The sequence below is a fragment of the Brevundimonas abyssalis TAR-001 genome, assembly GCF_000466985.1.
GTDB classification, from domain to species: Bacteria; Pseudomonadota; Alphaproteobacteria; order Caulobacterales; family Caulobacteraceae; genus Brevundimonas; species Brevundimonas abyssalis.
Map to the genome: position 1 here is coordinate 38,631 of NZ_BATC01000001.1, position 25,948 is coordinate 64,578.

Below are 25,948 nucleotides of genomic sequence, written 5' to 3' on the forward strand. Positions count from 1 at the left end.
ATCGCTACCATTCCACAGGCTTTCCCCGGCGCCAATGGCCGGAAGGCGGGTCAGATCAGGCCCCGCACCGTCAGCACCGGGGCGAAGGCGACCGGGCGCGTCTCCGGCAGGCGCACAGTCAGGGCGTCGTCGGCCTGCTCGAAGGCCGCGCCGCCCGCGCCCAGCAGTTCCACCGCCTGAACCGCCCGACCGTCCATGGCGCGGCGGCCCAGGCTGGCGATCCGCAGGGGCCGCCCGTCCTCGGGCCAGTCCATGGCGATGGCGTAGAGCGCATCCCCCTTCGTCGTGAACCGCACATCGGCGGCGGTGAAGGGGCCCACGGCTCCCTCGCCATGCATGCCTTCACGGATTTCGGTGGGCCCCTCGCCCCAGACGCGCCAGGGCCGCGTGCCGTGGATGGCCTCGCCGTTGACCGCCATCCAGGCGGCCATGTCGCGCAGGATCGCCTGCTCCTCGGCGTCGATGGAGCCGTCCCCGCGCTGCGGAATGCTCAGCAGCAGGGTCCCGTTCTTGGACACCACATCCGCCAGTCGCTGGATCACCGCCTTCGCCGGCACATAGGAGCGGTCGCGGAACCGGGCGCGATTGTAGTGCCAGTCGCCGATGCAGGTGCAGGTCTGCCAGGGCTCGTCGCGGATTTCGGTCAGAAAGCCGCGCTCCACCGACTCGGTGACGCCCCTGCGCTGGTCGACGGTCAGCCGCTTGCCCGTCACCACCGGCAGCTCGCCACGCCAGTTCAGCGAGGCGTTGTAGACATGCGCCGCCGCCTCCAGCCCGTGGTGCTCCAGCGGCAGGCCGTAGTTGTCGAAATAGACGAAGTCGGGCCGGTAGCGATCCACCAGATCCCGCTGCCGCAGCGCCCAGTTCGCCGCGAAGCCGGGGTTGTCGGCGGGAATGGTCTCGATCCACTGGCCGCTGTTGGCGTCGTGGAAGGCGTTCATGGCAGCGATGCTGTCGATGCCGTCCGGGGGCGCCATGGTGGCCCCGGTGTACAGCGCCTGCGGGTCCAGCCCGTCCCACCACGTCCCGACCCCGTCCTGACGCCGCAGCCGCGCGGCGTCATAGCGCACGCCCGCGCGCGGCCCCTCCGGATCATAGCCATAGGCCGTCTGCCACCAGTGCCAGGCGTGGGCGCCGTGGTTGGACACCCCGAAGCGCAGCCCCCGCGCCCGCACCGCCCGCTCCCATGTGCCGACGATGTCGATCCCAGGCCCCACGCGGGTGGTGTTCCAGTCGTGGTGGGCGCTGGCGAACATGTCCAGGTTGTCGTGGTGATTGGCCATGGAGACGATGTATTTCGCCCCCGCCGCCTCATAGAGGTCCAGCAGCGCCTCCGGGCTCCAGGCGTCCGCCCGCCAGCGCCCGATGAATTCCATGAAGCCGAACTCGGACGGGTGCCCGTAGGCGGCCACGTGGTGGTCGTAGACGGGGTTGCCCTGCTGGTACATCTGGCGGCCGTACCAGTCGCCGGCCTCGGGCACGCACTGGGGACCCCAGTGGGACCAGATGCCCAGCTTGGCGTCACGGAACCAGTCCGGCGTCCGGTAGCCCGCGATCAGCGAGTCCCAGTCCGCCCGGAACGGACCAGCTGCCGCCGGGACCGTGGCGCATCCCGCCAGAGCCAGCCCGCCAGCGCCGGCGAGCAGGCCGCGTCTGGACAATCCATCGGTCATCTCGGTTCTCCATAAACCACGCCCCGGCCGTCGGTGGCCACATAGACCCGGCCGGGGATGCGCGGATCCCCCGCCACCGCCCGATAGCGCCGGCCATATTCGTGCCGATCGTCATTGACCCTCAGCCACGATCGGCCCGCGTCGTCGGACCGATAGACGCCCAGCACCCCGTCCCGCTCGCCGATGGCGTAGAGCGCCGGATAGTCCTGCCCCGGCATGGGTGCGCCGAAGTCCATGGACCGCACGGCCAGATCGCTGTCCACCCGCTGGAACCGCTGGCCGCCGTCGATGGAGCGGAACAGGCCGCGCGTGGACACGAACCACAGGTCGCCGTCGCGCCCCGGCGTGGCGCGCAGGGGAAAGGCGATCTCGCGCCAGTGGGGCTGGTCCCGCCACAGCTCATCGGGCAGGCCCCGGCTGGGCACGGGGGCGAAGGTCGCCGCCCCGTCCACGCTGACGAACCAGTCGCCCGAGGCGAAGTCCAGGGCATAGAACAGCAGCGGATCATGCCGGTCCGCCACCGGCCGCGCCAGCACCGGCAGGCCCTGAACTGCCCGCCAGGTCGCGCCCCGGTCGCGGCTGAAGATCGGGCGGGGCGTGGCGACGACGAAGGTCTCGCCGTCGGCCGACACGGTGATGGGCGCATCGCGGTACAGGTCCATGCGGGGGTTCTGCGCCACCTCCGGATCGGCGGCGGGCGCCGGCCGGCCCAGCGGCCGCCAGCTGCGCCCATGGTCGTCCGACCAGGCCAGGGTCGAGCCGTCCGCATCGTCCGACCCCACGCCCTCGTGCGGCGTGCCCGACCGCACCACCACGTTGGGCGCATGCCAGGCGTAGTCGATGACATTGGTGTTGCCGAACACCGGGGTGGTGAACTGCAGCCTCGGCGAGGTCTCAAGATCCTCGTGCACAAAGCCGGAGATGTCGCCGAACCCGGTCAGCAGGGGCGGCCCCTCGCGCGGACTGACCAGGGTGATGACGGCGGTCTGCTCGATGCCGGCCACCCACGGCCGCCAGAGGGTCGGCGCGCCCTGATCCACGGCGCCCAGATTGCGCGTGGCGTACAGTGTCGCCCCGGTGCCATAGATCATGTGGTCCGCATCGAACGGGTCGATGGCCAGGGCCGCGATCCACCAGCCGAAGTCCGGCTCGTCGCGCCCCCAGTACAGGAACGGCGTCTCGCTCACGTCGCGCACCGCCTGTTCGCGCAGGCTGGTCCAGCTCTCGCCGTCGTCGGTGGTGCGCCACAGGGTGTCGCCGGGCCGCCAGCGGTTGAGGGTCGAGACCACCACCACGCCCGGTTCGCCCCGCGCCACGTCGACGCCCATGAATCCGCCGCTGCCCTGCTCGTGGGGCGGGGTGATGTCGCGCCAGTCGCCGCCGTCCAGGTCCAGCCGCCAGACCGCCCCGTCGGTCACCCCGTTCGGCCCGACGCCCCGGGTCCAGGTGGTGTAGAGCACGCCGCGCCCGTCAATCACGCCCTTGACCGGCGACAGGCCGTCGGGCCCGCCGTCCAGACGCCGCCACGTCGCTCCGCCGTCATCCGAGCGATAGAGGCCCTGCGCGCCTTCGTCCGCCACGCCCGCAAGGATGACCCGGCTGCCCTGCCCCGCCGCGCCGCTTCGGCCGTCGAACAGGACGAAGCTGACCCCCGGATTGGTGGGCTGGCCTTGGGGCGGGACGCCGAGCCCCGCGTGCGGAAAACTCTCAACCCGCCGCCAGGTCCGGCCATGATCGCCGCTGCGCTGAAGTCCGTGGTGGCGCGAGCCGAAATAGAGCACCGCCGTGTCGTTGGGATCGATCGCCAGCCGTTCGCCCAGACCCCGCCCGTCCTCATTGCCCCCCATGGGAAAGTCCACGGCATGGGTGGCCCAGGTCTCGCCCCGGTCCGCCGAGCGCAGGATGGCGGCCCGCCCGCCCCGGTGCATGCCCACCGCCGCATAGACCACGTCCGCATCGACCGGGTCCGGAGTGATGCTCTCCACGCCGTAGAAGCTGGATTCCACCTCGTCGTCCTGCAGCGGGATCCAGCGGTCCCGCGCCGCGTCGAAGCGATAGGCGCCGCCCATGTCCGAACGCGCCCAGGCCAGACCCGGCTCTACAGGCTGAACACCACGCCGGGAATGAAGCCGCCGCCGCCCACCGTTACGTTGCGCCAGACATAGTCCGCATCCTGCGCCGTCGCCGTGACCGGCCACAGGAGAGCCAGAAACAGAACGACCTTCAAACGTGCAGACATGGCGGTCCCTCCCAGGGCCTCAGATCGCGGTTGCCGTTCCGGCGTTCTCGCGCGACAGTGATAGCGCTAACGGAATAACAGTTGACACGATTGCCACCCATGCATCAAGTTTGCACTGGTAAAAACGAGGGCCGCCAGTCGAGCCGGCTCCGGGGGAGTGAAATCTGCATGGCCGACGGCCGCGCCCTTCCCCTGAGCCTTCCTCGCGTGACGACCCGCGTGTTTGCGTCCGAACCCTGAGCGAACTTCCGGCGCGATCGCACCCGCGGTCGCGCCGTCTCTTTGTCCGCCCGCCAAAAATCAGTCCTGGGGAGGTCCTGATGATCCATAGCCGCCGCTTCCTGACCGCGACCACGGCCGTCCTGGCCTTGTCCGCCGCCGCCTGCGCCTCGGCGCAATCGGTCGATCTGCCCGACCCGGTTCCAGCCGGCGCGGACATCCCCCTGCCCGACGACGCCCGCGCGGATCCGGCCAACTGGCCCGCCAGCGCCACGCCGGACGCCATCACGGACGCGGCGACCGAGGCCTTCATCACCGAGCTGATGAGCCGCATGACGCTGGAGGAGAAGGTCGGCCAGACCATTCAGGCGGACATCTCGGCCATCACCCCTGAAGACCTTGCGACCTATCCCCTTGGCTCCATCCTGGCAGGGGGCAATTCCGAGCCGGGCGGTGACGCCTACGCCTCGCCCCAGGCCTGGCTGGATCTGGCGGTGGCGTTCCGCGAGGCGGCGGCGGCGCGTGGCGGGACGGCCATTCCCCTGATCTTCGGCATCGACGCGGTGCACGGCCACAACAATGTGGTGGGCGCCACCCTCTTCCCGCACAACATCGGCCTGGGCGCCGCGCGAAATCCCGACCTGATCCGCCGCATCGCGGAGGTCACGGCGCTCGAGGTGGCGGTCACCGGCGCCGACTGGACCTTTGGTCCGACTGTGGCCGTGCCCCGGGACGACCGCTGGGGCCGGGCCTATGAGGGCTACGGCGAGCATCCCGAGATCGTGGCGTCCTATGCGGGCGCCGTGACCCTGGGCCTGCAGGGCGAGCTGGAGTCGGGCGAACCCCTGGCCGCCGGGCGCATCGCGGGGTCGGCCAAGCACTGGCTGGCCGACGGCGGCACCCTGAACGGCGCCGACCAGGGCGACGCGCAGATCACCGAGCGCGAGCTGATCGACATCCACGCAGCCGGCTATCCGCCTTCCATCGACGCGGGCATCCTGACCGTCATGGCCAGCTTCTCCAGCTGGAACGGCGCCAAGCACACGGGCAATCCCACCATCCTGACCGATGTGCTGCGCGGCCCGCTGGGCTTCGACGGCTTCGTGGTCTCCGACTGGAACGCCCACGGCCAGATTCCCGGCTGCTCCAACGAAAGCTGCGCCGCCGCCTTCAATGCCGGCATCGACATGTTCATGGCGCCCGACAGCTGGCGCGCCCTCTACCACAACACCCTGGAACAGGCCCGCTCCGGCGAGATCGGCATGGCGCGTCTGGACGAGGCCGTGCGCCGCATCCTGCGGGTCAAGGTCAAGCTCGGCCTGTTCGAGCCCGAAGGTCCGGCCAGCCGCGCCCTGGAAGGCCAGTTCCAGCATCTGGGCTCCGACGAGCATCGCGCCGTGGCCCGCGACGCCGTGCGCCAGTCGCTGGTGCTGCTCAAGAACGACGGCGTCCTGCCGATCCGTGCGAACGCCAACATCCTGGTGGCCGGAGCGGCGGCCGACGACATCGGCCAGGCCTCGGGGGGCTGGACCCTGACCTGGCAGGGCACGGGCAACCGGCGCGAACACTTCCCCAACGGCCAGTCCATCTGGGAAGGGATCGAGGAGGCCGTAACCGAAGCGGGCGGCTCCGCCACCCTGTCGGCGGACGGGTCGTTCGAGGCCCGTCCCGACGTGGCCATCGTCGTCTTCGGCGAGACGCCCTACGCCGAGTTCCAGGGCGACGTGGAGCATCTGACTTCGTCCCGGAAGAGCCGCTGGAGACCCTGCGCGCGTTGCAGGCCCAGGGCATCCCCACCGTCTCGGTGTTCCTCTCCGGCCGGCCCATGTGGACCAATCCCGAGATCAACGCCTCCGACGCCTTCGTGGCCGCCTGGCTGCCCGGCGCCGAGGGCGGCGGCATCGCCGACGTGCTGATCGGGGACACTTCGGGCGCCCCGCGCCACGACTTCACCGGAACCCTGTCCTTCTCCTGGCCGCGCACGGCGGTGCAAGGGCCGCTGAACGCGGGCGATGCGGACTACGACCCCCTGTTCGCCTACGGCCACGGCCTGTCCTACGCCCGGCCGGGCGAGGTCCCGGAACTGAGCGAAGAGTCCGGCGTCACCGGGGCGGCGGCCAATCCGGACCACTACTTCACCGAAGGCCGTTTCACCCCGCCGTGGTCGCTGGCCCTGCGCGACGCGGGCGGCGAACGGCGCCTGGGTCAGGAAGCCTCCGGCGCCAGCCCGCGCGACGGCGTGACCGTGCGCTCCGCCGACGGCTCGGCCCAGGAATCGGCCCGGGCCTGGTGTTCTCCGGCGGCGGCGGCGTGGCCAACATCTCGGCCGCCCCGGTGGACCTGACCCGCCAGACTAACGGCGAGATGGCCATCGGCTTCCGCTACCGCGTGGACGCGGCGCCCACAGGCCCCGTGTTCCTGACGCTGGACGAAGGCATGGTCGACATGACCCGCATCTTCGGCGCCGCGCCCATCGGCGAATGGCGCGAGATCAAGGTGCGCCTGTCCTGCCTGCGCGAGGCGGGGGCCAATGTGGCCGAGGTGTCCGAGCCCTTCGGCCTCAGCACGGAGTCCGGCTTCTCCATAAGCTTCGAGAACGTGCGGCTGGCCTCCAACGAAGGCGACGCGGTGTGCCCGACCGACTAGACTGGCGGGCATGATCGACACGTCGCGCATCGCCCTGGTCGGCGTCGACTGGGGGAGCACCAACCTGCGCGCCTTCGCCCTCGACGGCGAGGGCGCGGTGCTGGACCGTCGCGCCGATGACCGCGGCGCGGCGGGCCTGTCGCCGGACGCCTTCGCCGCCGTGCTGGACGATGTGGTCAGGGACTGGCGAGCCGACAGCGCGCCGGTGCTGATCTGCGGCATGGCCGGCGCGCGCGGCGGCTGGGTCGAGGCGCCCTATGTGGAGATGCCCGCCGCCCTCGCCGATCTGACCCCGCACCTGACCGGGGCCGCGCCCGGCGTGCGCATCGTCCCCGGCGTCTGCAAGCGCGCGGACGGCCGGCTGATCGACGTCATGCGCGGTGAAGAGGTTCAAGTGCTCGGCGCCCTGACCGACGGCGTGGCGGTCTGTCCCGGCACCCATTCCAAATGGGTGCGCATGGAAGGCGGCCGCATCACCGACCTGCGCACCGTCATGACCGGCGAACTGTTCGCCGTGCTGCGCGCCCACTCCATCCTCGGCCGGACCATGACCGAAGGCCCGTTCGACCCCGCCGCCTTCGACGAAGGCGTGGATCGGGGGCTCGCCGATCCCGCCCTCACCGCCGCCCTGTTCTCGGTGCGCACCGCCGGGCTGGACGGTCGTCTGGCGCCCAGCGCCGCGCCCGATTATCTGTCGGGCCTGCTGATCGGCGCCGAGATCGCGGCGCGGGCGGCGGCTTCGCGGGTCCCGTTCACCTGATCGGCGCCCCCGTGTTGAACGACCGCTACGGCCGCGCCCTGGCCCGCGCCGGACGGGCCTCGACGCCGGTCGATCCCGAGGCCGCCGTCACGCGCGGCCTGTGGCGTCTGTGGAAGGAAACCGCATGACCGACATCGAGACCCTGGACGCCCTGCCCCTGATCGCCATCCTGCGCGGGCTGACGCCGGAGGAGGCCCCCGCCGTGGGCGACGCCCTGGTCGAGGCGGGTTTCCGGGTGCTGGAGGTCCCGCTGAACTCGCCCCGGCCGCTGGAAAGCATCCGCATTCTGGCCGGGCGTTTCGAGGGCCGCGCCGTAGTCGGCGCCGGCACGGTCCTGACTCCCAGGGCCGCGCGCGAGACCGTGGAGGCGGGCGGACGCCTGATCATTTCACCCAACGCCGACCCGGCGGTGATCGCCGAGAGCCGGCGGCTGCAGGCCCTGTCCCTGCCGGGCGTCTTCACCCCCACCGAGGCGTTCGCGGCCCTGGCCGCCGGGGCCCACGCCCTGAAGCTGTTCCCCGCCGAGATCGCCGGGCCCGCCGGGCTCAAGGCCCTGCGCGCTGTGCTGCCGTCCGACACGCGTCTGTACGCCGTGGGCGGGGTGGCGCCGGACACCCTGGCCGACTGGCGCCGCGCGGGCGCCTCGGGCTTCGGCATCGGCTCCGCGCTCTACAAGCCCGGCATGGGCGCGGCCGAAGTGGGCGAGCGCGCCCATGCCTTCGTCACGGCCTGGAACGCCGGCTACTGATCCAGCCAGGCGGCCACCCACACCAGCGGCGCGTTCCAGTTCACGGCCACCTCGTTCAGCGCATAGGACTCCACATCGTCGGCCCAGCAGGCCTGGGGCGCACACGTGCCACGCATGGCCTGGGCCACCGGATCGGCCATGGAGCGTGCGTTAGGACCGCCCGACAGTGCGCCCGCGGGCGGCGCCGGATAATCCCCGAGCGACGGGGCCCAGAACCTGTGGTGCGGATGCTGCATGGGCCGCGCGCCCCAGCCGCTGACGAAGGACTGGTCCAGCACATTGCGGCCCAGCAGATAGTCCGTCGCATCCACCACGGCCTCGCGGTACCTGGCCTCGCCCGTCAGGTCGTGAGCCACGGCCAGGATCATGGCCCGGTTCAGGATGTCGCCACTGGAGCCCCAGGTGTAGTCGCCCGCCCCGTAGGGAATGGCGTAGCCCTCGCTGTCCCGCAGCGCCAGATAGCGGTCCGCCGCCCCGATCAGGGCGGCCCGGGCCCGCGCCACCTCCGCCTCGTCCAGTCCGGTCTCGACCGTCGCAAGGGTGATCGTCCCCAGCGCGCCCACGGACGGCCAGCTGATGTGCCCGGTGTTGGCCCGGACGTCGCCCGGCGCGCCCAGCCAGTGGGGCGAAGCGCGGATCCTCTCCTCGAACAACGCCTCCCCCGTCGCGGCGTAGAGCTCCGCCGCCGCCCAGTAGAACTCGTCGCGCACATCGCCGTCGCCATAGTCGCCGCCGCCGTGGAACTGGCCCACGGCGTAGATCTCCGGATTGCGCTTGGCCGCCGCGAAGGCGCGCCGCGCGGCGGTCAGGCAGCGCGCCGAGAACGCCGGGTCCACCTCACGCCAGACCCGCGCGCACTGCGCCGCGGTCGCCGCCAGATTGAGGGTCGCGGCGGTCGACGGCGCATAAAGGAAGCGCGTCTCCGGATCGTCGTGCGGCGCCATGGGCAGGGCCGTCCAGCGCACGTCATGGGCCTTGTGGTGCGCCATGCCGCCCGCGTCGATCTCGGTGAAGGTCAGCGTCGCGCCGCGCCCGAACCGGCCCACCGGCACGCTCAGCCGCGCGCCCTCCGGGACCTGCATGGCCAGCATGAACTCCATCTGCCAGCGCGCCTCGTCCAGCAGGTCGCCCACGCCGTTGCCCGCCTCCGGCAGGGCCAGGGCGCCGTCGGCGTAGGTGGTCGCTCCGAAACGCTCGTGGGCGTTCAGCAGGGTCCACAGGGCGATGCCGCCGTTGACCACATATTTCCCGTGGTCGCCCGCATCGTACCAGCCGCCGCCCACGTTCAGCGCATAGTCGCAGCCCGGCCAGACATTGCCGTGCATGTCCTCGCCCGCGAAACAGGTCAGGGTCTCGTCCACGTGGGCGGCGGGGCGCGCCAGATCGGGCCGCTCCACATGCGCCGCCGCAATCTCGATCCCACTGCGGTTCTGGTAAAAATAGCTCGCCGCATCCGCCGCCAGCCCGGCCCAGGGCCGCTCGCTGATGGCGAACGGCCGGCTCTCCATGTCGCCGACGATCAGGCGATAGCCCTCGCCCGCCCTGGTCGCGCCGCTGAAGTCGATGCGGTGCACCGCCTGGCCCGAGGCGTCGTCCATGCCGAACGGCTCGCTGGTCCCTGACGCCGCCACGGCGCCGGAGCCATCCACCACCCGCCAGTCCAGCGGCGCCGTCGCCTCGCTGGGGACCACCGCGATCTTGCGCCCGTCCGTCTCGAAGCCGACCTGGCTCAGCCGCACCGGCGGAACCGACGGCTCCTGTGCTTCATGCGCATATGCGTTAGCGCTAACATTCAGAGCCAGAACACTGGCCGCAATCATCGCCTTCAGGCGCATGGGGTCCTCCTCCCGTTAGTGTCCGGCCAGCAGGGCCAGCAGGGCGAAACTGGCCAGCCAGTGCTCGCCCATGTAGTCGCCCGTCACCTGCGGCAGGCTGACGGCCAGATGGTCGTCGGCGGCCTTCAGGGCGACGGCGCGGCGTGGGTCCCCGGACTTCATCGTCCCGGCGATCCCGCGCCAGCACCATGCGCGCGAAAGGTTCAGTCCGTCCAGATGGGCGATCTTGCCGTCGGTCCGGTCGCTGACGCTGGCGGGCGTGAACAGGGTCTTGGGCTCTCTCGCCGCCAGTCCGGGCAGGAAGCCGTCCAGCCACGCCGCAAAGGCGTCCGGCGCCGTCGCCCGCCGCATGAATTCCGCCTCCATCAGGGCGGGCGACAGGAACTCGTCCTGCGACGGCTCCCACGCCTGACAGGCCCGGTCCTCGCCGTGCCAGGCGGCGGCCTTGCGGCGGATCAGGGCGTTCAATTCCGCGTCGCCCCAGTCCATCGCGAGGCTCAGGGCGAAGGCGGTGTTGTAGTGCGTGCCCACCCGCACCGGATAGGTGGCCAGCGGCAGATAGGCCATGAACCGGTCCCGGAACGCCTCGGCCAGCGGCCTCAGCGTCGCCGCCCACCGCCGCCCCTCATCCGTATCGTGCCGGTCCAGTTCCGCGGCCAGAGCCAGCAGCCAGCCCCAGCCGTAGGGCCGCTCGAACCCCCGGCTGGTGGGCCGGTCCAGATAGGCGCGCTCGGCCGCCACATTGGCCTCGGTGAACAGCTCGTCGCCCAGCGCCCGGATGGCCGCCGCCTCGTCCATGTCCGGATGCAGCCGCAGCACCGTGAACAGGGTCCACCACCCGTGCACGCACGAATGCCAGTCGAAACTGCCGAAGAAGATGGGGTGCAGCGCGCGGGGCCCCTGCACATCCTCGGGCCCCGCCAGCACATGATCCATCTTGTTGGGATATTCGCGCGTCACATGGCCCAGGGCTGCGCGGGCGTACAGGGCGGCGATGTCGGGGGTCAGCGTGGTCATCAGAAGCGGAACGCCAGAAACTGCATGAGGAGAATGTTGGCCACCAGCATCATCAGGGCGGTCGGAATCTGGGCCCGGATCACCCCGTTCAGGGCGGCGTTGCGGTCCGGCAGCTCCAGCAGGTTGGCGGGCACCACATTGAAGTTCGCCGCCATGGGCGTCATCAGCGTTCCGCAGAAGCCCGCCAGCATGCCGATGGCGCAGACGATGGCCGGGTTGCCGCCGAACTGGAACACCACGAACGGCAGGCCCACGGCTGCGGTCATCACCGGAAAGGCGGCGAAGGCGTTGCCCATGATGACGGTGAACAGGGCCATGCCCACGCAATAGGCGACCACCGCGATCAGGCTGGCGTTCATGGGGATGACGTCGGCGATCAGGCCACCCACCACCTCGCCCACCCCCGCCAGGGCGAAGACCGCGCCCAGCGCCGCCAGCATCTGGGGCAGGATGGCGGCCCAGCCCACCGCGTCCATCAACCGCCGTCCTTCCTGCAGCGGCGCCATGACCGGCGGCTTCAGCATGGCCATGCCCACGCCGATGGCCAGCACGACCCCCAGCCCCAGCGCGATCAGGGTCGGGTCGCGCGGGTCGAACAGTGGGGTCCCGCCGATCTCCACCTCGGCCAGCCACAGGGTGCCCAGAAGCGCGGTCACCGGAATGATCAGGGCCGGAATGAACAGCCGGTTGCCGAACTTCACCGCCGAGTCCGACCGCTCCTCCGGCGAGGTTGTGCGCGGCTTGCCCTGCCCCAGCCCGCCGATGCCCGCCAGCAGCACCAGACCGATCACCAGCAGCCCGTTCATCAGATCACTGAAATAGCCGCCGAACAGGAAGCTGACGGCCAGCAGGCCCCAGAAGGCGGTGTTCTTGAACCGCTTCGGGTTCTCCCGATCCCCCGCGCTCAGCACCGAGAAGGCGACGAACACCGCCCCGGCCAGGATGTAGATCCACTGCAGGGTGATCACGATCTGACCTCCCCTGCCGCATCCTCATCTGGTCTGGCATTCGCCACCTCCGCCGCGATGCGCCGGTCCAGCAGCACCAGCCGCGTGCCGTGGATCAGCAGCGCCACGATGGCCGTCGGGATGGCCCACACCGACAGCTCCAGCGGCTGCACGATGATGCCGTTCTGCTCAAGGAAGCCCTTGATCAGCAGGATCGAAGCGATGGCGATGAAGATGTCCTCGCCGAAGAACAGCGCGATGTTGTCCGCCGCGGCTGAATGGGCGCGGATGCGGAACCGCACGGCGTCCGGCAGGGGTCCGTGCCGGGTCTCTGACGCCGCCTCGGCCATGGGCGCGATCAGGGGCCGCACCATCTGCGGATGGCCCCCCAGCTTGGTTTGCCCCAGGGCGGCGGTGACCTGGCGGGCCACGAAATAGCCCAGCAGCAGACGCCCGGTGGTGGCCCCGCGCACCTTGCCGATCAGGATGCGCGCCTGCTCCTGCAGCCCCGAGCGCTCCAGCAGACCAATCACCGGCAGCACCAGCCAGACGATGGAGATGTAGCGGTTGTCGTTGAACGCCGACCCGAACGCCTCGACCGTCTCGACCAGGCCCAGCCCGCCGGCCACGCCCGTGGTCAGGGCCGCGGCCAGGATCACCAGCAGCGGATTGAGCCGCAGCACGAACCCGGCCACCACGACCGCGATCCCCAGAAGCACCCACATGGACCATCCCCCGATTGCTCGCAGGGATGGTCGCCCGGATTCTCCGGCGGCGAAAGCCCTATCGCCGGATGGTCAGGGCTTGCCCCGCATACTCCACCGTCTGCTGCGGCGCGGCGTCCACGGTCCACGGCGCCTCGCCCGTTCCGTCGATGAAGCGCACATGGACCGTGCGGCTGGCGGGCATGCCCGGATAGTCGCCCTGGCGGGCGCCGAGGGTCAGCACGCCTGCGTCGTCGTCCCAGGCGATAGGCATGGTGGCGAAGGCCCCGCGCTCATAGCCGTAGGTGGTGCCCTCGTCCTGATAGAGATCGAACGCGCCGTCGGCGCCCACATAGACGTTCAGGGTGATAGGGCCGTCCAGCGCCTCGGCCGTGTGCTGGATCGCCGGGCCCGTGGGCACGATCGACCCGGCCCGCACGAACAGGGGCATGCGCGCCAGCGGCGCCTCCGCCGTGATCGCCTGACCGCCCGTGTGCCGCGCGCCGCTGTTGAAGTCGTACCAGTCCGCGCCTTGGGGCAGCCAGACCTCACGGCTGCGCGCGTGATGCACATGCACCGGGGCGACCAGGAAGGCCGGTCCGAACATGTACTGGTCGTTGACCTCGCGGGCCCGCTCGTCGTCGGGGAAGTCCATCACCAGTCCGCGCATGATGGTGCCGTCGCGGTGATAGGCCTCGGCGCCCAGGGTGTAGATATAGGGCATCAGCCGGTAGCGCAGACGCAGATAGTCGCTCAGCGCCCCATAGACCTCGGTGCCTTCCGGCGCGATCTCCCAGATCTCGCGGTAGGGGAACTCGCCGTGCGAGCGGAAGATCGGCGTGAAGGCCCCGAACTGGAACCAGCGCAGGTTCAGCTCGCGCCACTCGGCCTGATCCTCGGGGGTGATGTCCTCGGTGGTGTAGCGCGTCTCCACCGAGAAGCCGCCGATGTCGTGGGTCCAGTTGGGAATGCCCGACAGGCCCACCTGCACGCCCGCGGAAATCTGTTCGCGCAGATCGTCCCAGCGCGGCACCACGTCGCCCGACCACAGGGTCGAGGCCGTGCGCTGCAGACCGCCCCAGGCGGCGCGGGTCAGGATGTAGGCGCGGCGGTCCGGCTGGGCCTCGCGCAGGCCCTCATAGACGCCCTCGGCGTTGACCAGCGGATAGGAGTTGAACACCAGCGCCGCCGGGCCCGCCGCCGTCGGACCCATGCGCAGGGTCCGTTCGCGCCGGTCCAGGTTGGAGTGCATGTCCGGCTCCACCGAATCCAGCCACCAGCCGTCGAAGCCCAGCCCGTGCAGATGCTCGCGGATCTGGCGCCAGTACAGCGCCCGCGCCTCCTCGTGATACGGATCATAGAAGCTGTTGGCGTAGCCCGGCCCGACCCAGTCGCGCGCGCCCACCTCGACGTTGCGGGTGTACATGCCGCCGATGGCCTCGAGCTCGCGGTAGTGCTCGGTCGTCGGATAGAATTTGGGCCAGACCGAGATCATGATGTTGATGTTCTGGTCGTGCAGCTGGTCGACCATGCCGCCCGGATCGGGGAAGCGCGACGCCTCGAACTCGTGGCTGCCCCAGGCGTTCTCGGGCCAGTAGAACCAGTCCTGCACGATGTTGTCGATCGGCAGATTGCGGCTGCGATAGCCCTCGGCCACCGCCAGCACTTCGTCTTGGGTGTTGTAGCGCTGGCGGCTCTGCCAGAAGCCATAGGCCCAGCGCGGCATCATCACCGCGTCGCCGGTCAGGTCGCGGTAGCCGGCGATCACCTGATCCAGATCCTCCCCGCCGACGAAATAGTAGTCCACCGCATGGCCGACCTCGGACCACAGCGACAGGGCCTCATCCTGCTCGGCCGGCAGCGGGTCCAGATGGCGCAGCGCCAGGTAGCCGTCGTTGGGCAGCCACTCGACCCTGATCGGAACCCGGCGCCCGGCCTCCATCTGGATCTGGAAGTCGTGGTTCCACGGATTCCAGTTCTGGCGCCAGCGGTCCATCACCAGTTCGCCGTCGACCCAGACCTTCACGTAGGACGAGGCGTACAGGCGGAATTTGTGCTCGCCCGAGACCGTCGGCTCGATCGTCCCTTCCCAGCTCACCGTCACGCCGGGCTGGCCCGAGCGGCCCATGTCGCCCACCTGCGCGGGCTGGCCCGGCTGCACCTTGAAACCCGGCGGCCAGCGTTGGTGATCGCGGATGAACTCGTAGTTGATCTGGTTCTCGATGCGCGACAGGGCCAGCTCCCCGTCCTGGAAATAGCTGGCCGTCAGCCCCCCGAAATTGCCTTCGGAGTCGCGCACGATCAGGCGCTGGTCCAGCATGCCGTATTCGCGCGGGTCGCCGAACCGGGTCAGGCTGTTGTTCTCCCACAGCACGCCATACCCGCGGCTGGAGGTCATGAACGGCACGCCGGAATCGATGTTGTGCTGGGTCAGCTCCACATCGGCGCCGCGCTGGTTCATCAGCCCCTGCTGGTGCTGGCCCAGGCCATAGATGGCCTCGTCCGGCGCCGCGTCGAAGAGCTGACGCACGGAGTGGAACGAATGCACCCCGTCCTGGTCCTCGACCATGAACGGGCTGATCTCGCGCCCGCCCTCGCGCTCGGCCAGCATCACCTCGCCCGCCGCATCCAGGAACCGCACCCGGCCCGTGGCGCGCGACACCTCGGCGGTCATCTCCGGCGTGGAGACGAAGACATGGCCGCCCCGCGTCGTCACCTCGAACCCGGCCCCGGCGGGCTCCGCCGTCACCATCAGGCTGTCGGGCAGGTTGGCGAAATCGGCCTCCGGCGTCGCCGTCACATGGATGATGCGCGGTCCCATGACCCGCAGCCGCACCCGCCGCGCCGGACCCTCGGACGGGGTCACGATCACCCCCGTGGCCGTGCGCTCAACGCTGGCCTCCTCGGCCTGGGCCTGCACCACCGCCGCGGCCGGCGCCGGGGCGAACAGCACCCCCGCAGGAACGCCCAGGGCCAGCGCCATGGCGGCGCCCATCAGCAACTGTCTCATCGAATCCACTCCCGTCAGTTCTGGTCGGCGCCCACGGCGCGCACCGCGCCCGCCCGCGCCTGATCGCTCAGCCGGACCCGCAGAAGCACGGGCCGGTCGGTGAAGTTCAGGCCATAGTCGGTCTGGTCGCCGTTCCACCGGCGCTCGAACACCCACTCGCCCTCGTCGTTGAAATGGCCCTGCTCAACCCGCAGGATCTGGCCGCTTCGGCCATCCTCCAGCGGCTTGCGGTCAAAGCTGACCCGCGCCCAGCGGCCGGTGACCACGTAGTCGTTCTCGCCCAGCCGGGCCACGATCGCCCCGCCGTCCGGATGCTCGCGCTCGCGCGGCGGGATGTCCCCCAGCCAGGTCCAGTCGTGCATGCCGAACTGCCACAGGCGGAACCGCACCGTCGCCGTCCAGTCGCCCAGATCCAGCACCTGTTCGGCGCTGTCGTCCGGCTCGCCGCGCCCCAGACGGCGCCCTCATAGGCCGCCCGCGCCCACACCCGCTGCCACGGCGCCACGAGGCGATAGACATCCCGGAACGGCGCCAGCGTCTCCTCCGTCACCTCCCGCGCGCCCAGCGGGAAGTTGGCGTAGCCGGTGTAGTCGATGCCGAAGGGCGAATAGCCGATCCCGCCCCGGCCCATCACCTCGAACAGATAGCGGGCATAGGGCGCGTCGTTGCCCGTCTCGGCCACGAACAGGGCGTTGTCCGGCCGGGCATAGCGGTCCAGATGCCCCTCATAGACCACCGAGCCGCGCTCATAGATGTCGGGCGACAGGAAATCGATCGCCGGGGCCGCGGCCTGCCAGACCTCGATCACGTTCCAGGTCGGCCCGCCCGACGCATAGGTCATGGGATCCTGATCGTTGACCGGATCGCGCAGCGCCGCGTTGGCGTACATGGGCAGCGGATATTCCGCCTTGCCCGCCTCGGCCACCTGACCGACGTACCAGCCGATGGACCAGGCGTGGAAGAACTCGTCGGCGTCCTCGCCGAACACCTCCGCCCAGGTTCCCGGCTGACGGTCCAGCCGCTGCAGCAGGGCGGCGGGAACCGGGCCGTCAAACAGGGCCTGCGCCGCCGGGGAATAGTCGCGCACCGAGCCATAGGTGCCGGTCTCGTTCTGGGGCTGCACCATGATGACGGTGCGGTGGACGGAATCGATGTCGCGGATATGGGCCATCAGGGCCGCGAAGGCGCGCCGGTCGGCGGCCAGGGTCTCGGCTCCGTGCGGCGACAGGGCGTAGGACGGGGTCCCGTCCTGCTGGATCAGGCGCGGGAACCGTTCTGTGTCCAGCTTGACCCACTCCGGCGCATATTTCGGCGCGGTGTTTTTCCATGTGGCGAACCACAGCAGCACCAGCCGCACGTCCTGCTCGCGGGCCTGCCGCACCAACTCGTCCACGAACGAGAAATCGAATTCGCCCTCCACCGCCTCCACCTGCTCCCAGGCGATGGGAACCTGCACGGTGTTGGCGCCGATGAATTCCACCGCCGGCCAGACGTCGGCCAGCGCCGCCTCATAGTTGGAGGAGTTGTTGACCTGGGCGCCAGCATGAAGAACGGCGCGCCGTCCACCATGAGGGCATGGCGTCCATTCTCGCTGACGATCTCCGGGATCGGCTCGCCGGCCCCCTCCCCGCAGGACGCTGTGGCCAGCATCACGCCCGCACCGGCCAGGGCGGCCAGGAGCGGGCGGAAGGATCGGAAGCAGGCTGAAAAAGTCATCGGAATCTCGGCCGTCGTCGACAGGAATGGCGGCGGTCGCGCGCCCCGGGCGGGATCATCGCCCGGGGCGCGGTCTCGGTCACGTCAGAAGCGCGCGCGCAGCACCACGGCCACGCGCCGGTCGGTGTCGACCCAGCTGTAGCGCGGCATGCGGTCGGCATAGCCCACCCGCAGGACGGTGCGTTCCTGGGTCAGGTTGGTGCCTTGCACGCCCAGCTTCACGTTCTCGGTCACGTCGAAGAAGATCGACCCGTCCAGCTGGCCGTAGTCCTCGGCCCACACCGGCGCGTTGATGTTCGCCGCCGAGGTGGTCAGCAGGTACTGCTCGCGCCAGTTCCAGGCCAGGCGGGCCGAGATGCCCTGGCGCTCGTACAGGGCGGCGATGTTGTAGCTGGACGGCGACATGCCTCCAGCGGCAGGGCCAGATTGGCGCCGCCCACCTGCACGGGATCAAAGATGTTGACCGCCGTGTTCGCCCCGCCGTCGCTGTCGATATAGGTGTAGTTGGCCTGCAGGCCGAAGCCGTTCAGCCAACCCGGCAGGAAGTCGAAGAACTGCTGGTAGGCGATCTCGAAGCCCTGGACCGTGCCCTCCTCGCCGTTCTGCTGCTGGGTGACGTCGAAGGTGTAGGTGACCCCGTTGTTGGTGAAGGTCTGCTGGCTGACGCCGGAATAGATGTAGTCCTTCACCTTCTTGTAGAACACCACGCCCGTCAGGCTGCCCTGGGGCGCAAAATACCACTCCAGGCTCAGGTCGAACTGATCGGCGATGATCGGGCGCAGGTCCGGGTTGCCCGCCGTGCCGGTGAACGGCGACACCGGATTCAGGGTGTAGCCGTCCGCCTCGAAATTGATGGCCAGCTGCGTATAGGGCTGCATCTGGTTGAAGTCCGGCCGCACCATGGCGCGCGAGGCGGCGAAGCGCAGTTGCACCTCCGGCGACAGATGGGCGCGGATGTTCAGGCTGGGCAGGACGTTGTCGTAGGAGCCGCCCGCCGGAACCCCGTCAAGGACCCCGCCCTGGCTGAACTGCTGCGCCGCGTTGAAGTCCCCGCAATCCGCCGGATTCACCGCCGGACAGGCGGCTGCGGCCGGAACGGGCAGTTGCACACGCCCTCGGTCGCCGTCTCCGTGCGGACAAAGCGCACGCCGATATTGCCGTCCACCGGCCAGGGCAGGGCGCTGTCATGGCCGAAACGCAGCAGGGCGTAGGCCGCCTGGGTCTCTTCGTCCTGCTGGGTCACGCCGCCGGTGGGATTGTCGCCGGTGGGGTTGTAGTTGTCCCAGTCCGCCACCAGCGGCGACCAGCCCCAGCCCTGCCCTTCCGGCCACGGCCGGCCGGTGATCGGGCTCAACAGGGTGTTGGCGTAGGCCGTGCCGCGGCTCACCAGCGACGCGGTGGGGAGCCAGAAGCCGCCGGGCACGGCGATGTCGCCCCGGAAGAAATTGTTGAACCCATAGTATTCCGCATGGGACGGCAGGCCGGGGCTGGGTGCGGCGTCCGTCAGATAGACTGCCGGATAGTGCCAGGTCCCGCCGTTGTCGTTGGCGAAGCCCCAGTACTGGGCCGACAGGATGCTCCAGTTCCAGTTGGACTGACGGGTGATGTAGGTCTTGTCTGTGGCGCGATAGCCGAAGGTGAAATTCCGCAGCCAGCCGCCGACGTCGTCGAAGTGATAGGTGGCGTCGCCGCGCCAGGCCAGGGAGTCCGCCTCGTTGGCCTCGATGTGGTCCATGGCGAAGCCCAGTAATAGTCCGAGGCTACGTTCAGGTCGGCGCCCGTCACATTGATGCTGGGCACGCCCCCGCCGATGTTGATCATGGCCTCCAGCGGCGTGGTGCCCAGCATTGACCGCTGGGTGCCCACGGTGAAGCTCAGGATGTCGGCGATGGATTCCACATACTGGATGTCACCGCTGAAATCCCAGTTTCCGGCCGTGTACTCCAGTCTCAGCGAATAGTCCGAGGTCTCCTTGTGGTCCTCGCCATAGCGGGTGTTGCCGTCATAGGTGATGCCCTCCATGGTCCCGCCCTGGGGCCCGCCCACGAAGTTGCCCGTGGGCCAGCAGCCCCAGCCGCCCTCGTGATAGCCGGTCAGGGCGCCGCCGGTCAGCACGCCGTTCTGGTAGGTCAGGCCCGCGCTGGGGCACAGGGTCGTGGCGTCCTGGATTCCGGCCACGCGCTCGATATTGGTGGGGTCGGCCTCGGAGTGGAAACCCTGGAAGGTCAGGGTGAGGTCCGCCGTCGGGCTCCACTGCAGCGCCAGCGCCACGGCGGTGCGCTCCTGCTCCCAGCGGCCGTCACGCCAGCCCAGATATTTCGGATGATACACCGTCGTGCCGTCCAGCCGCGTGACCGGGTCGAAGCGGTCCGTGGTGATGCTGTTGGTGCGGTTGCCGACACTGGAATAGCTGATGTTGGCCAGAAGGCCGATCTCGCCCGCCCCGGTCATCCAGCGGTCGCTGAAGATGCCCGACCCGGACCAGTAGCCCTCCTCCATCATGTCGCCGTAGTTGTAGTCGGTCGTGAAGGCCAGCAGGCGTCCGCCCTGGTCAAACGGCAGGCGCGTGCGCAGATTGACCGTGCCGCCGACGCCGCCCTCGATCTGGTTGGCGGCCGGGTTCTTGTAGACGTCCACGCCCGCCAGCAGGTCGGCCGAGATGTCCTCGAACGACAGGCCCCGTCCGTTGCGGGCCGAGAAGATGTCCCGGCCGTTGGTTTCGGACCGGACCCAGGACAGGCCCCGGATGAAGACCCCCCCGCCCTCTGCGGCCAGACGGGCCGGGTCACGGGCTTCGTTGGTGCGCTGCAGGGTGATGCCCGAGATGCGCTGCAGGGCCTCCGACACCGACCGGTCCGGCAGGGCGCCGATGTCCACGGCGGTGATCGAGTCCACGATCACATCGGAGTTGCGCTTGATGTCCTGGGCGCTCTGAAGACTGGCGCGAAGACCGGTGATGACCACTTCCTCGACTTCGGTGGCCTCATCCGGCTCCTGCGCCGTCTGGGCCAACGCCGGGGCGTTCATGGCGCCCAGAGCGATCAAGGACACGCCCAGAGACAGGGCGAATTTCGAGACGCTTTTACCTTGAGACATCTTGTGCCCCTCCCCGTTTCAAATGCCCCTCGACGCCTGTGGCCGGCGCTTGGAGGGTGCTCTCCCATGTGCACATCCGCGCCGGTGTCTCACCTCACCGGCATTTTCAAATATGCAATAAGTTTCTACTACAGGGTCTGTTTTGTTAGCGCAACCAATTGCTGCTGGTGAAATATTTGACGCCCGCACGCGCATCAGCCGCGCGGGCGAAACCCGCGCGGCTGGAAGCCTCGACTCGGATCGGATCAGGCGGGGGGCAGCGCCGCGGGCTTCAGCTGGGGCGTCAGCAGATGGATGACCCCAAGAGCGATCAGATAGGTCACGCTGGCGAAGGCCAGCAGTGGCACATAGCTGCCGGTCGCCTCCAGCGTCCAGCCGGCCACCTTGGCGATGAACATGCCGCCGATCGCGCCGGCGAAACCGCCCAGACCCACCACCGTCGCCACCGCGTGTTTGGGGAAGGTGTCGGACACCAGGGTGAACAGATTGGCGGACCACCCCTGATGCGCCGCCGCCGCCAGGCCGATCACCGCCACCGCCGCGATCAGGTTGTCCGCGAACACAGCGATCGAGATCGGGGTCACGCACAGGGCGCAGACCAGCATGGCGGTCTTGCGCCCCCGGTTCACCGACCAGCCCCGGTGGATCAGCCGCGACGACAGCCAGCCGCCGCCCACGCTGCCCACGTCGGCCAGCAGATAGACCGCCACCAGCGGCGGCCCGAACGTCAGCAGGTTCAGGTCATAGGTCTTGCCGAAGAAGTCGGGCAGCCAGAACAGGAACAGCCACCACACCGGATCGGTCAGGAATTTGCCGACGATGAAGGCCCAGGCCTCGCGTCGCTTCAGCGCCTGCCCCCAGCTGATCTTTCCCGGCGCGTCCGGCGGGTCGCTCTCGATGTGGGCCAGTTCGGCGTGCGTCACGCGCGGGTGTTCGCGCGGGCGTCGATAGACCAGGAACCACACGGCCATGAGCACCAGCCCCGACAGGCCCGTGACGATGAACGCGGCGCGCCAGCCGAAGGCCAGCACCAGGATCGGCACGAGGATCGGCGTCAGCAGGGCGCCCACATTGGACCCGGCGTTGAAGATGCCGGTGGCCAGCGCCCGCTCGCGCTTGGGGAACCACTCCGACACCGCCTTGACCGCGCCGGGAAAGCCGGCGGATTCCCCGACGCCCAGGGCGAAGCGGGCCATGGCGAACTGGATCACCGAGCTGGCCCCGGCATGGGCGGCCGCCGCCAGGCTCCAGACCCCGATGGCGATGCCCAGCCCCCAGCGCGCGCCGATGCGGTCGATCAGGCGGCCCACCAGCAGCAGGCCGATGGCGTAGGCGCCCTGGAAGGCCACCACGATGTTGGCGTAGTCGCTCTCGCTCCAGCCGAACTCCACCTCCAGCACCGGCTTCAGCACGCCGAAGATCAGCCGGTCCACGTAGTTGATGGTGATGGCGAGGAACAGCAGGGCGCAGATCACCCAGCGGTAGTTGCCCCGAAAGGCGCGCGGACCGCGTTCAACCTGAATCTCGCTCATCTCGTGGTCCTTCCTCGCGGGGCGCGGCGTCTCACCAGTCGGTCATGGACCCGTCGGGCAGGCGCGCGACCGGCAGACAGGCGGGGCTGTACGGATGCTGCGCCGCCAGATCCTCGTCGATGTCCACGCCCAGCCCCGGCGCCTCGCCCGGGTGCATCATCCCGTCCGCGAAGCTGTAGGCGTGGGGAAACACCGCGTCCGTTTCGGGGGTGTGGCGCATGTATTCCTGGATGCCGAAATTCGGGATCGACAGGTCGAAGTGGAGGGCCGCCGCCATGGCCACCGGCGACAGATCCGTCGCCCCGTGACACCCGGTGCGCACCTTGTAGAGATCGGCCAGGGCCGCGATCCGGCGCAGGTGCGTGATCCCGCCGGCGTGCACCACCGTGGCGCGGATGTAGTCGATCAGCTGCTCCTCGATCAGGGTCTTGCAGTCCCAGATGGAGTTGAACACCTCGCCCACCGCCAGCGGGGTGGTGGTGTGCTGGCGGATCAGGCGGAACCCGGCCTGGTTCTCGGCCGCCACCGCGTCCTCCATCCAGAACAGGCGGTAAGGCTCCAGGTCCTTGCCCAGCCGCCCCGCCTCGATGGGCGTCAGCCGGTGGTGCACGTCGTGCAGCAGATGCACGTCCCAGCCCAGCGCCTCGCGCGCCGCGTCGAACAGCTGCGGCGCTGTCCTCAGATAGGGCTCGGTCGCCCACTGCGTCTCCGTCGGCAGGGCCGCGTCGGCGGGCTCGTAGAACATCTTGTCCTTCGAGACGCCGTAGGTCCCCTTCACCCCGGGCACCGCGGTCTGCAGCCGCACCGCCTTGTAGCCCCTGGCCACATAGTCCGCCGCCTGGGCCACGGTCTCGTCCACCGTCTCGCCGTTGGCGTGGCCGTAGACCATCACCCCCTCGCGGCACGCCCCGCCCAGAAGCTGATACAGTGGCAGCCCCGCCACCTTGGCCTTGATGTCCCACAGCGCCATGTCCACCGCCGCGATGGCGGTCATGGTCACCGGCCCGCGCCGCCAGTAGGCGCCCCGGTAGAGGTACTGCCAGATGTCCTCGATGCGGTGCGCGTCCCTGCCGATCAGACAGGGAATGACGTGCTCGGCCAGATAGGCGTCCACCGCCAGTTCGCGCCCGTTCAGGGTGGCGTCGCCCACGCCGCTGATCCCCGCGTCGGTCTCGATCTTCAGGGTGACGAAATTACGCCCGGGACAGGTCACGATGGTGCGGGCGGCGGTGATGACGGGCATGGGAACAGAATGACCTAGCGCGCCGGGGCGGCGATGAAGGCGTCGGCGATGGCCTGGCGCAAGGGCTTGGGCTGGTACGCAGCGTCGTAGGGCGTCGGCCGCTTGGCGATCCCGTCGGGCCGCACCCAGTGGGTCTGCAGCCAAGAGTAGGAATCCACCATGCCCCAGGCCAGCACGTCCTTGGTCTGCGGATAGCTCAGCATCAGGTCCAGATACCGCCGCGCCAGCTCGGCCACCGCCTGGTCCCGCGAGGGAATGTCGGCGGGCAGGTTCTTGTCGTGCACGTCGAACTCGCTGATGACGATGTCCAGGCCCATGCCCGTGACCTCGTCCATGAACCGGCGCCAGTTGCCTTCGCGCGCCGTGTCGAAGCCGACGGAGTCATCGCTGTTGCCCGAGCCGATGTGGCTCTGGATTCCCAGGGCGTCGATGGGCACGCCGCGCGCCTTCATCCCTTCCAGCAGACGCAGGACGCCCGCCTGATGCTGCTCGTGGCCGGCCTCCCAGCTCATGTAGTCATTGTAGACCAGCTGGGCGTTCGGGGCCGCCGCCCGCGCCGTGTGGAAGGACAGGTCGATGATCTCCTGATGACCCAGATGGCGCGACAGGGCCGTCTCGCGCAGGGCTCCGGTGTTCTCGTCCACGGTCTCGTTGACCACGTCCCAGGAATCGATCCGGTCGCCGTATCTGTCGACGATGGCGTTGATGTGCTCCACCACCAGACGCTCGGCCTCGGCCGCCGGACGCGCGCCGTAATCGTGGGTCTCCAGCCATTCGGGAAACCAGCGCGGATGGTGCCAGACCAGGGTGTGGCCCCGCACGCCCATGCCGTGCTGCGCCGCGAAATCCATCACCCGGTCAGCCCGCACATAGTCATAGGTGTTCACGTCGGGCCGCAGCACGTACCACTTGAGTTCATTCTCATGCACCAGCATGCCGCACTCGCGGGCCAGGATTTCGCGATAGCGCGGATCATCCAGGGAGGCTGTCACGGTCCCCGGCTGCCCGGCGCCCACAGCGCTGCCGAAGCGCATGCCCTTTCTCTGGGCCAGCTCATGCAGGGAGGGGGTCGGGGTCCCCTGCCCTCGTGCATTTGCGGACTCGCAGGCGGCCAGCAGGCCGACGGCGGACAGGCTCAGGGCCTGGCGACGGTTCATCATGATGTGTCTCTCACGCTTGCGGCGCCGGGAGGCGCGCCGGGTTCAGGGTCGGCCAACTGGCCAAGTTCGCCCCGCGCCCGGGCCTTGCGGCCATAGACGCGCTCGAACAGGGGCGAGGCCATGAGGGTGGTGACGATGGCCATCAGCACCAGGATCGAGAACAGCGCGGGGCCGATCAGACCGCGCTGCAGGCCGATGTTGATGATGATCAGCTCCATCAGGCCCCGGGCGTTCATCAGGGCGCCGATGCCCAGGGCCGTGGCGTTGTCCTGGCCGGTCAGACGCGCCGCCGCCCAGCAGGCGCCGAACTTGGCCAGCACCGACCCCGCCAGCACCACAAGGGCGATGAGCAGCAGCGGCCAGCTGTCCACCGCCGTCAGCTGGGTGTTCAGGCCCGAATAGGTGAAGAACATCGGCAGCAGCACCACCACCGTGAACGGCTCCAGTTGCTTGCGCACCTGTTCGGCGAACAGCCCCCTGGGCATCACCGCGCCCAGCAGGAAGCCGCCGAACACCGCGTGAATGCCGATGGCGTCCATGGCGAAGGCCGACAGGGCGAACAGCATCAGGGTCACGGCCATCAGCCCGGGCCCGACGCCGCCTTCGCGCTCGGCCATGTCGCCCAGCCGCACCAGCAGCCTGCGACCGATGGTGGTCATGAACACCATGAACAGGGCCGCCCCGCCCACGGCGGTGACCGCCATGCCGGCGCCGGCGCCGAAGCTGGCCAGGACGATGGCAAGGATGATCCAGGCCCCCGCATCGCCGATGGCCCCGGCCGACAGGGACAGGGTTCCCAGCGGCGTGCCCGACAGCCCGCGCTCATGGATGATGCGCGCCAGCATGGGAAAGGCGGTGATGGAGATGGCCGCGCCCATGAACAGCATGGCCTGGGCCAGGGTCGCCCGGTCGCTGAACAGACCCGGCGTATTGAGCAGCCACGGCGTGATCAGCACCGCCAGCAGGAACGGCGCGGCCGTGCCGGCGAAGGACACCGCCGCGGCGCTTTTCGCCTGACTCAGGAAGTGATCCGTACGGAACCCCAGCCCCACCAGGAACATGTAGAGGCCCACGCCAAGCTGGGCGCCGACATAGAGGACGTCCCGGGATTCCGCGGGAAACAGCATGCCCTGGATCTCGGGGGCCAGCAGGCCGAACAGCGACGGCCCGAGGATCACCCCGGCGATCATCTCGCCCACCACCTGCGGCTGGCCCAGCCAGCGCTTCGCGGCCCAGCCGACGATCCGGCAGGCGGCCAGGATCACGGCCAGCTGCAGGAAGAATACGACGCTCAACTCCGCGGCCGTCATGCGGCGCTCCCGTGATCCCCCCGCTCACATCACGCGCGGGGCGGACGAAAAGAAAAAGGGGCGGCCTCCGGCGAACCGGCGATCCGCCCCCAA

General features: G+C 69.6%; 22 protein-coding genes and 2 pseudogenes. 6 read left to right on the top strand and 18 right to left on the bottom strand.

Going from position 1 to position 25,948, the window contains the following annotated elements; translation table 11 throughout:
- Window positions 1-50: 50 nt before the first annotated feature.
- From MBEBAB_RS00130 to MBEBAB_RS16380, 3 genes are read right to left on the bottom strand one after another with little or no spacing between them, the layout of a single operon-like run.
- Window positions 51-1,673 carry an alpha-L-fucosidase gene (locus MBEBAB_RS00130; protein WP_021695872.1) on the bottom strand — a complete coding sequence of 541 codons (1,623 nt, stop codon included), beginning with the start codon at window positions 1,671-1,673 and terminating at the stop codon, window positions 51-53.
- A complete protein-coding gene (locus tag MBEBAB_RS00135; RefSeq protein WP_021695873.1) occupies window positions 1,670-3,742 on the bottom strand; it encodes a WD40/YVTN/BNR-like repeat-containing protein in 2,073 nt (690 codons plus the stop codon). Before MBEBAB_RS00135 ends, MBEBAB_RS00130 begins: the two co-directional genes overlap by 4 nt.
- 29 nt (window positions 3,743-3,771) lie before the next feature.
- On the bottom strand, window positions 3,772-3,912 hold the full coding sequence (locus tag MBEBAB_RS16380; protein WP_021695874.1) for a hypothetical protein: 141 nt from the start codon (window positions 3,910-3,912) through the stop codon (window positions 3,772-3,774).
- A 320-nt stretch (window positions 3,913-4,232) separates the two neighbouring features.
- On the opposite strand from MBEBAB_RS16380, the gene MBEBAB_RS00140 reads away from it, so the two are divergent.
- From MBEBAB_RS00140 to MBEBAB_RS00150, 6 genes are read left to right on the top strand one after another with little or no spacing between them, the layout of a single operon-like run.
- Entirely contained in the window at window positions 4,233-6,047 is a 1,815-nt protein-coding gene (locus tag MBEBAB_RS00140) for a glycoside hydrolase family 3 protein (protein WP_052516684.1), read from the top strand.
- Window positions 5,936-6,475 carry a glycoside hydrolase family 3 C-terminal domain-containing protein gene (locus MBEBAB_RS18195; RefSeq protein WP_306301969.1) on the top strand — a complete coding sequence of 180 codons (540 nt, stop codon included), beginning with the start codon at window positions 5,936-5,938 and terminating at the stop codon, window positions 6,473-6,475. The genes MBEBAB_RS00140 and MBEBAB_RS18195 overlap by 112 nt, the downstream gene beginning before the upstream one ends.
- The gene (locus tag MBEBAB_RS18200; protein ID WP_148291379.1) at window positions 6,442-6,777 is read left to right on the top strand and encodes a putative glycoside hydrolase; all 336 of its coding nucleotides are present in this window, start codon (window positions 6,442-6,444) and stop codon (window positions 6,775-6,777) included. Before MBEBAB_RS18195 ends, MBEBAB_RS18200 begins: the two co-directional genes overlap by 34 nt.
- Window positions 6,778-6,787: 10 nt before the next feature.
- Window positions 6,788-7,537, top strand: a complete 750-nt coding sequence (locus MBEBAB_RS00145) for a 2-dehydro-3-deoxygalactonokinase (RefSeq protein WP_021695877.1) — start codon at window positions 6,788-6,790, stop codon at window positions 7,535-7,537.
- An 11-nt stretch (window positions 7,538-7,548) separates the two neighbouring features.
- Window positions 7,549-7,665, top strand: a complete 117-nt coding sequence (locus MBEBAB_RS16930; RefSeq protein WP_148291380.1) for a 2-dehydro-3-deoxygalactonokinase — start codon at window positions 7,549-7,551, stop codon at window positions 7,663-7,665.
- Entirely contained in the window at window positions 7,662-8,285 is a 624-nt protein-coding gene (locus MBEBAB_RS00150) for a 2-dehydro-3-deoxy-6-phosphogalactonate aldolase (RefSeq protein WP_021695879.1), read from the top strand. Before MBEBAB_RS16930 ends, MBEBAB_RS00150 begins: the two co-directional genes overlap by 4 nt.
- Here the strand turns inward: MBEBAB_RS00150 and MBEBAB_RS00155 are convergent.
- The 15 genes and pseudogenes from MBEBAB_RS00155 to MBEBAB_RS00205 all read right to left on the bottom strand — a co-directional run bounded on the left by MBEBAB_RS00155 (window position 8,279) and on the right by MBEBAB_RS00205 (window position 25,855).
- Window positions 8,279-10,024: a glycoside hydrolase family 9 protein gene (locus tag MBEBAB_RS00155; protein WP_242396992.1), complete on the bottom strand. Its 1,746-nt coding sequence runs from the start codon at window positions 10,022-10,024 to the stop codon at window positions 8,279-8,281. The two genes, MBEBAB_RS00150 and MBEBAB_RS00155, sit on opposite strands and share 7 nt — an antisense overlap.
- Before the next feature lie 111 nt (window positions 10,025-10,135).
- Window positions 10,136-11,137 (bottom strand): DUF2891 domain-containing protein, encoded by a 1,002-nt coding sequence (locus MBEBAB_RS00160; RefSeq protein WP_021695881.1) that lies wholly within the window; start codon window positions 11,135-11,137, stop codon window positions 10,136-10,138.
- Window positions 11,137-12,105: a DUF979 domain-containing protein gene (locus MBEBAB_RS00165; RefSeq protein ID WP_021695882.1), complete on the bottom strand. Its 969-nt coding sequence runs from the start codon at window positions 12,103-12,105 to the stop codon at window positions 11,137-11,139. Before MBEBAB_RS00165 ends, MBEBAB_RS00160 begins: the two co-directional genes overlap by 1 nt.
- Window positions 12,102-12,809 (bottom strand): DUF969 domain-containing protein, encoded by a 708-nt coding sequence (locus MBEBAB_RS00170; protein WP_021695883.1) that lies wholly within the window; start codon window positions 12,807-12,809, stop codon window positions 12,102-12,104. Before MBEBAB_RS00170 ends, MBEBAB_RS00165 begins: the two co-directional genes overlap by 4 nt.
- A 58-nt stretch (window positions 12,810-12,867) precedes the next feature.
- Window positions 12,868-15,798: a TIM-barrel domain-containing protein gene (locus tag MBEBAB_RS00175; RefSeq protein ID WP_021695884.1), complete on the bottom strand. Its 2,931-nt coding sequence runs from the start codon at window positions 15,796-15,798 to the stop codon at window positions 12,868-12,870.
- 14 nt (window positions 15,799-15,812) lie between these two features.
- Window positions 15,813-15,950, bottom strand: a complete 138-nt coding sequence (locus MBEBAB_RS16935; RefSeq protein ID WP_242396999.1) for a hypothetical protein — start codon at window positions 15,948-15,950, stop codon at window positions 15,813-15,815.
- Between the two features lie 9 nt (window positions 15,951-15,959).
- Window positions 15,960-16,217, bottom strand: a pseudogene (locus MBEBAB_RS16940) (DUF5597 domain-containing protein); the annotation flags it as partial.
- A gap of 689 nt (window positions 16,218-16,906) precedes the next feature.
- Window positions 16,907-17,278: pseudogene (locus MBEBAB_RS16945) on the bottom strand (beta-galactosidase); the annotation flags it as partial.
- 320 nt (window positions 17,279-17,598) lie between these two features.
- The gene (locus MBEBAB_RS15945) at window positions 17,599-17,919 is read right to left on the bottom strand and encodes a hypothetical protein (RefSeq protein ID WP_052516688.1); all 321 of its coding nucleotides are present in this window, start codon (window positions 17,917-17,919) and stop codon (window positions 17,599-17,601) included.
- On the bottom strand, window positions 17,826-18,623 hold the full coding sequence (locus MBEBAB_RS15950; protein ID WP_021695887.1) for a TonB-dependent receptor domain-containing protein: 798 nt from the start codon (window positions 18,621-18,623) through the stop codon (window positions 17,826-17,828). The genes MBEBAB_RS15945 and MBEBAB_RS15950 overlap by 94 nt, the downstream gene beginning before the upstream one ends.
- 394 nt (window positions 18,624-19,017) lie before the next feature.
- Window positions 19,018-20,610 carry a TonB-dependent receptor plug domain-containing protein gene (locus MBEBAB_RS15955; RefSeq protein WP_021695889.1) on the bottom strand — a complete coding sequence of 531 codons (1,593 nt, stop codon included), beginning with the start codon at window positions 20,608-20,610 and terminating at the stop codon, window positions 19,018-19,020.
- Window positions 20,611-20,855: 245 nt separating this feature from the next.
- The gene (locus MBEBAB_RS00190; RefSeq protein ID WP_021695890.1) at window positions 20,856-22,142 is read right to left on the bottom strand and encodes an MFS transporter; all 1,287 of its coding nucleotides are present in this window, start codon (window positions 22,140-22,142) and stop codon (window positions 20,856-20,858) included.
- A gap of 31 nt (window positions 22,143-22,173) precedes the next feature.
- Complete coding sequence (gene manD, locus MBEBAB_RS00195) at window positions 22,174-23,385, bottom strand: D-mannonate dehydratase ManD (protein WP_021695891.1); 1,212 nt, start codon at window positions 23,383-23,385, stop codon at window positions 22,174-22,176.
- 14 nt (window positions 23,386-23,399) lie between these two features.
- Entirely contained in the window at window positions 23,400-24,545 is a 1,146-nt protein-coding gene (locus tag MBEBAB_RS00200; RefSeq protein WP_021695892.1) for an endo-1,4-beta-xylanase, read from the bottom strand.
- Entirely contained in the window at window positions 24,542-25,855 is a 1,314-nt protein-coding gene (locus MBEBAB_RS00205; protein WP_021695893.1) for a cation:proton antiporter, read from the bottom strand. The genes MBEBAB_RS00200 and MBEBAB_RS00205 overlap by 4 nt, the downstream gene beginning before the upstream one ends.
- Between the last annotated feature and the right edge of the window lie 93 nt (window positions 25,856-25,948).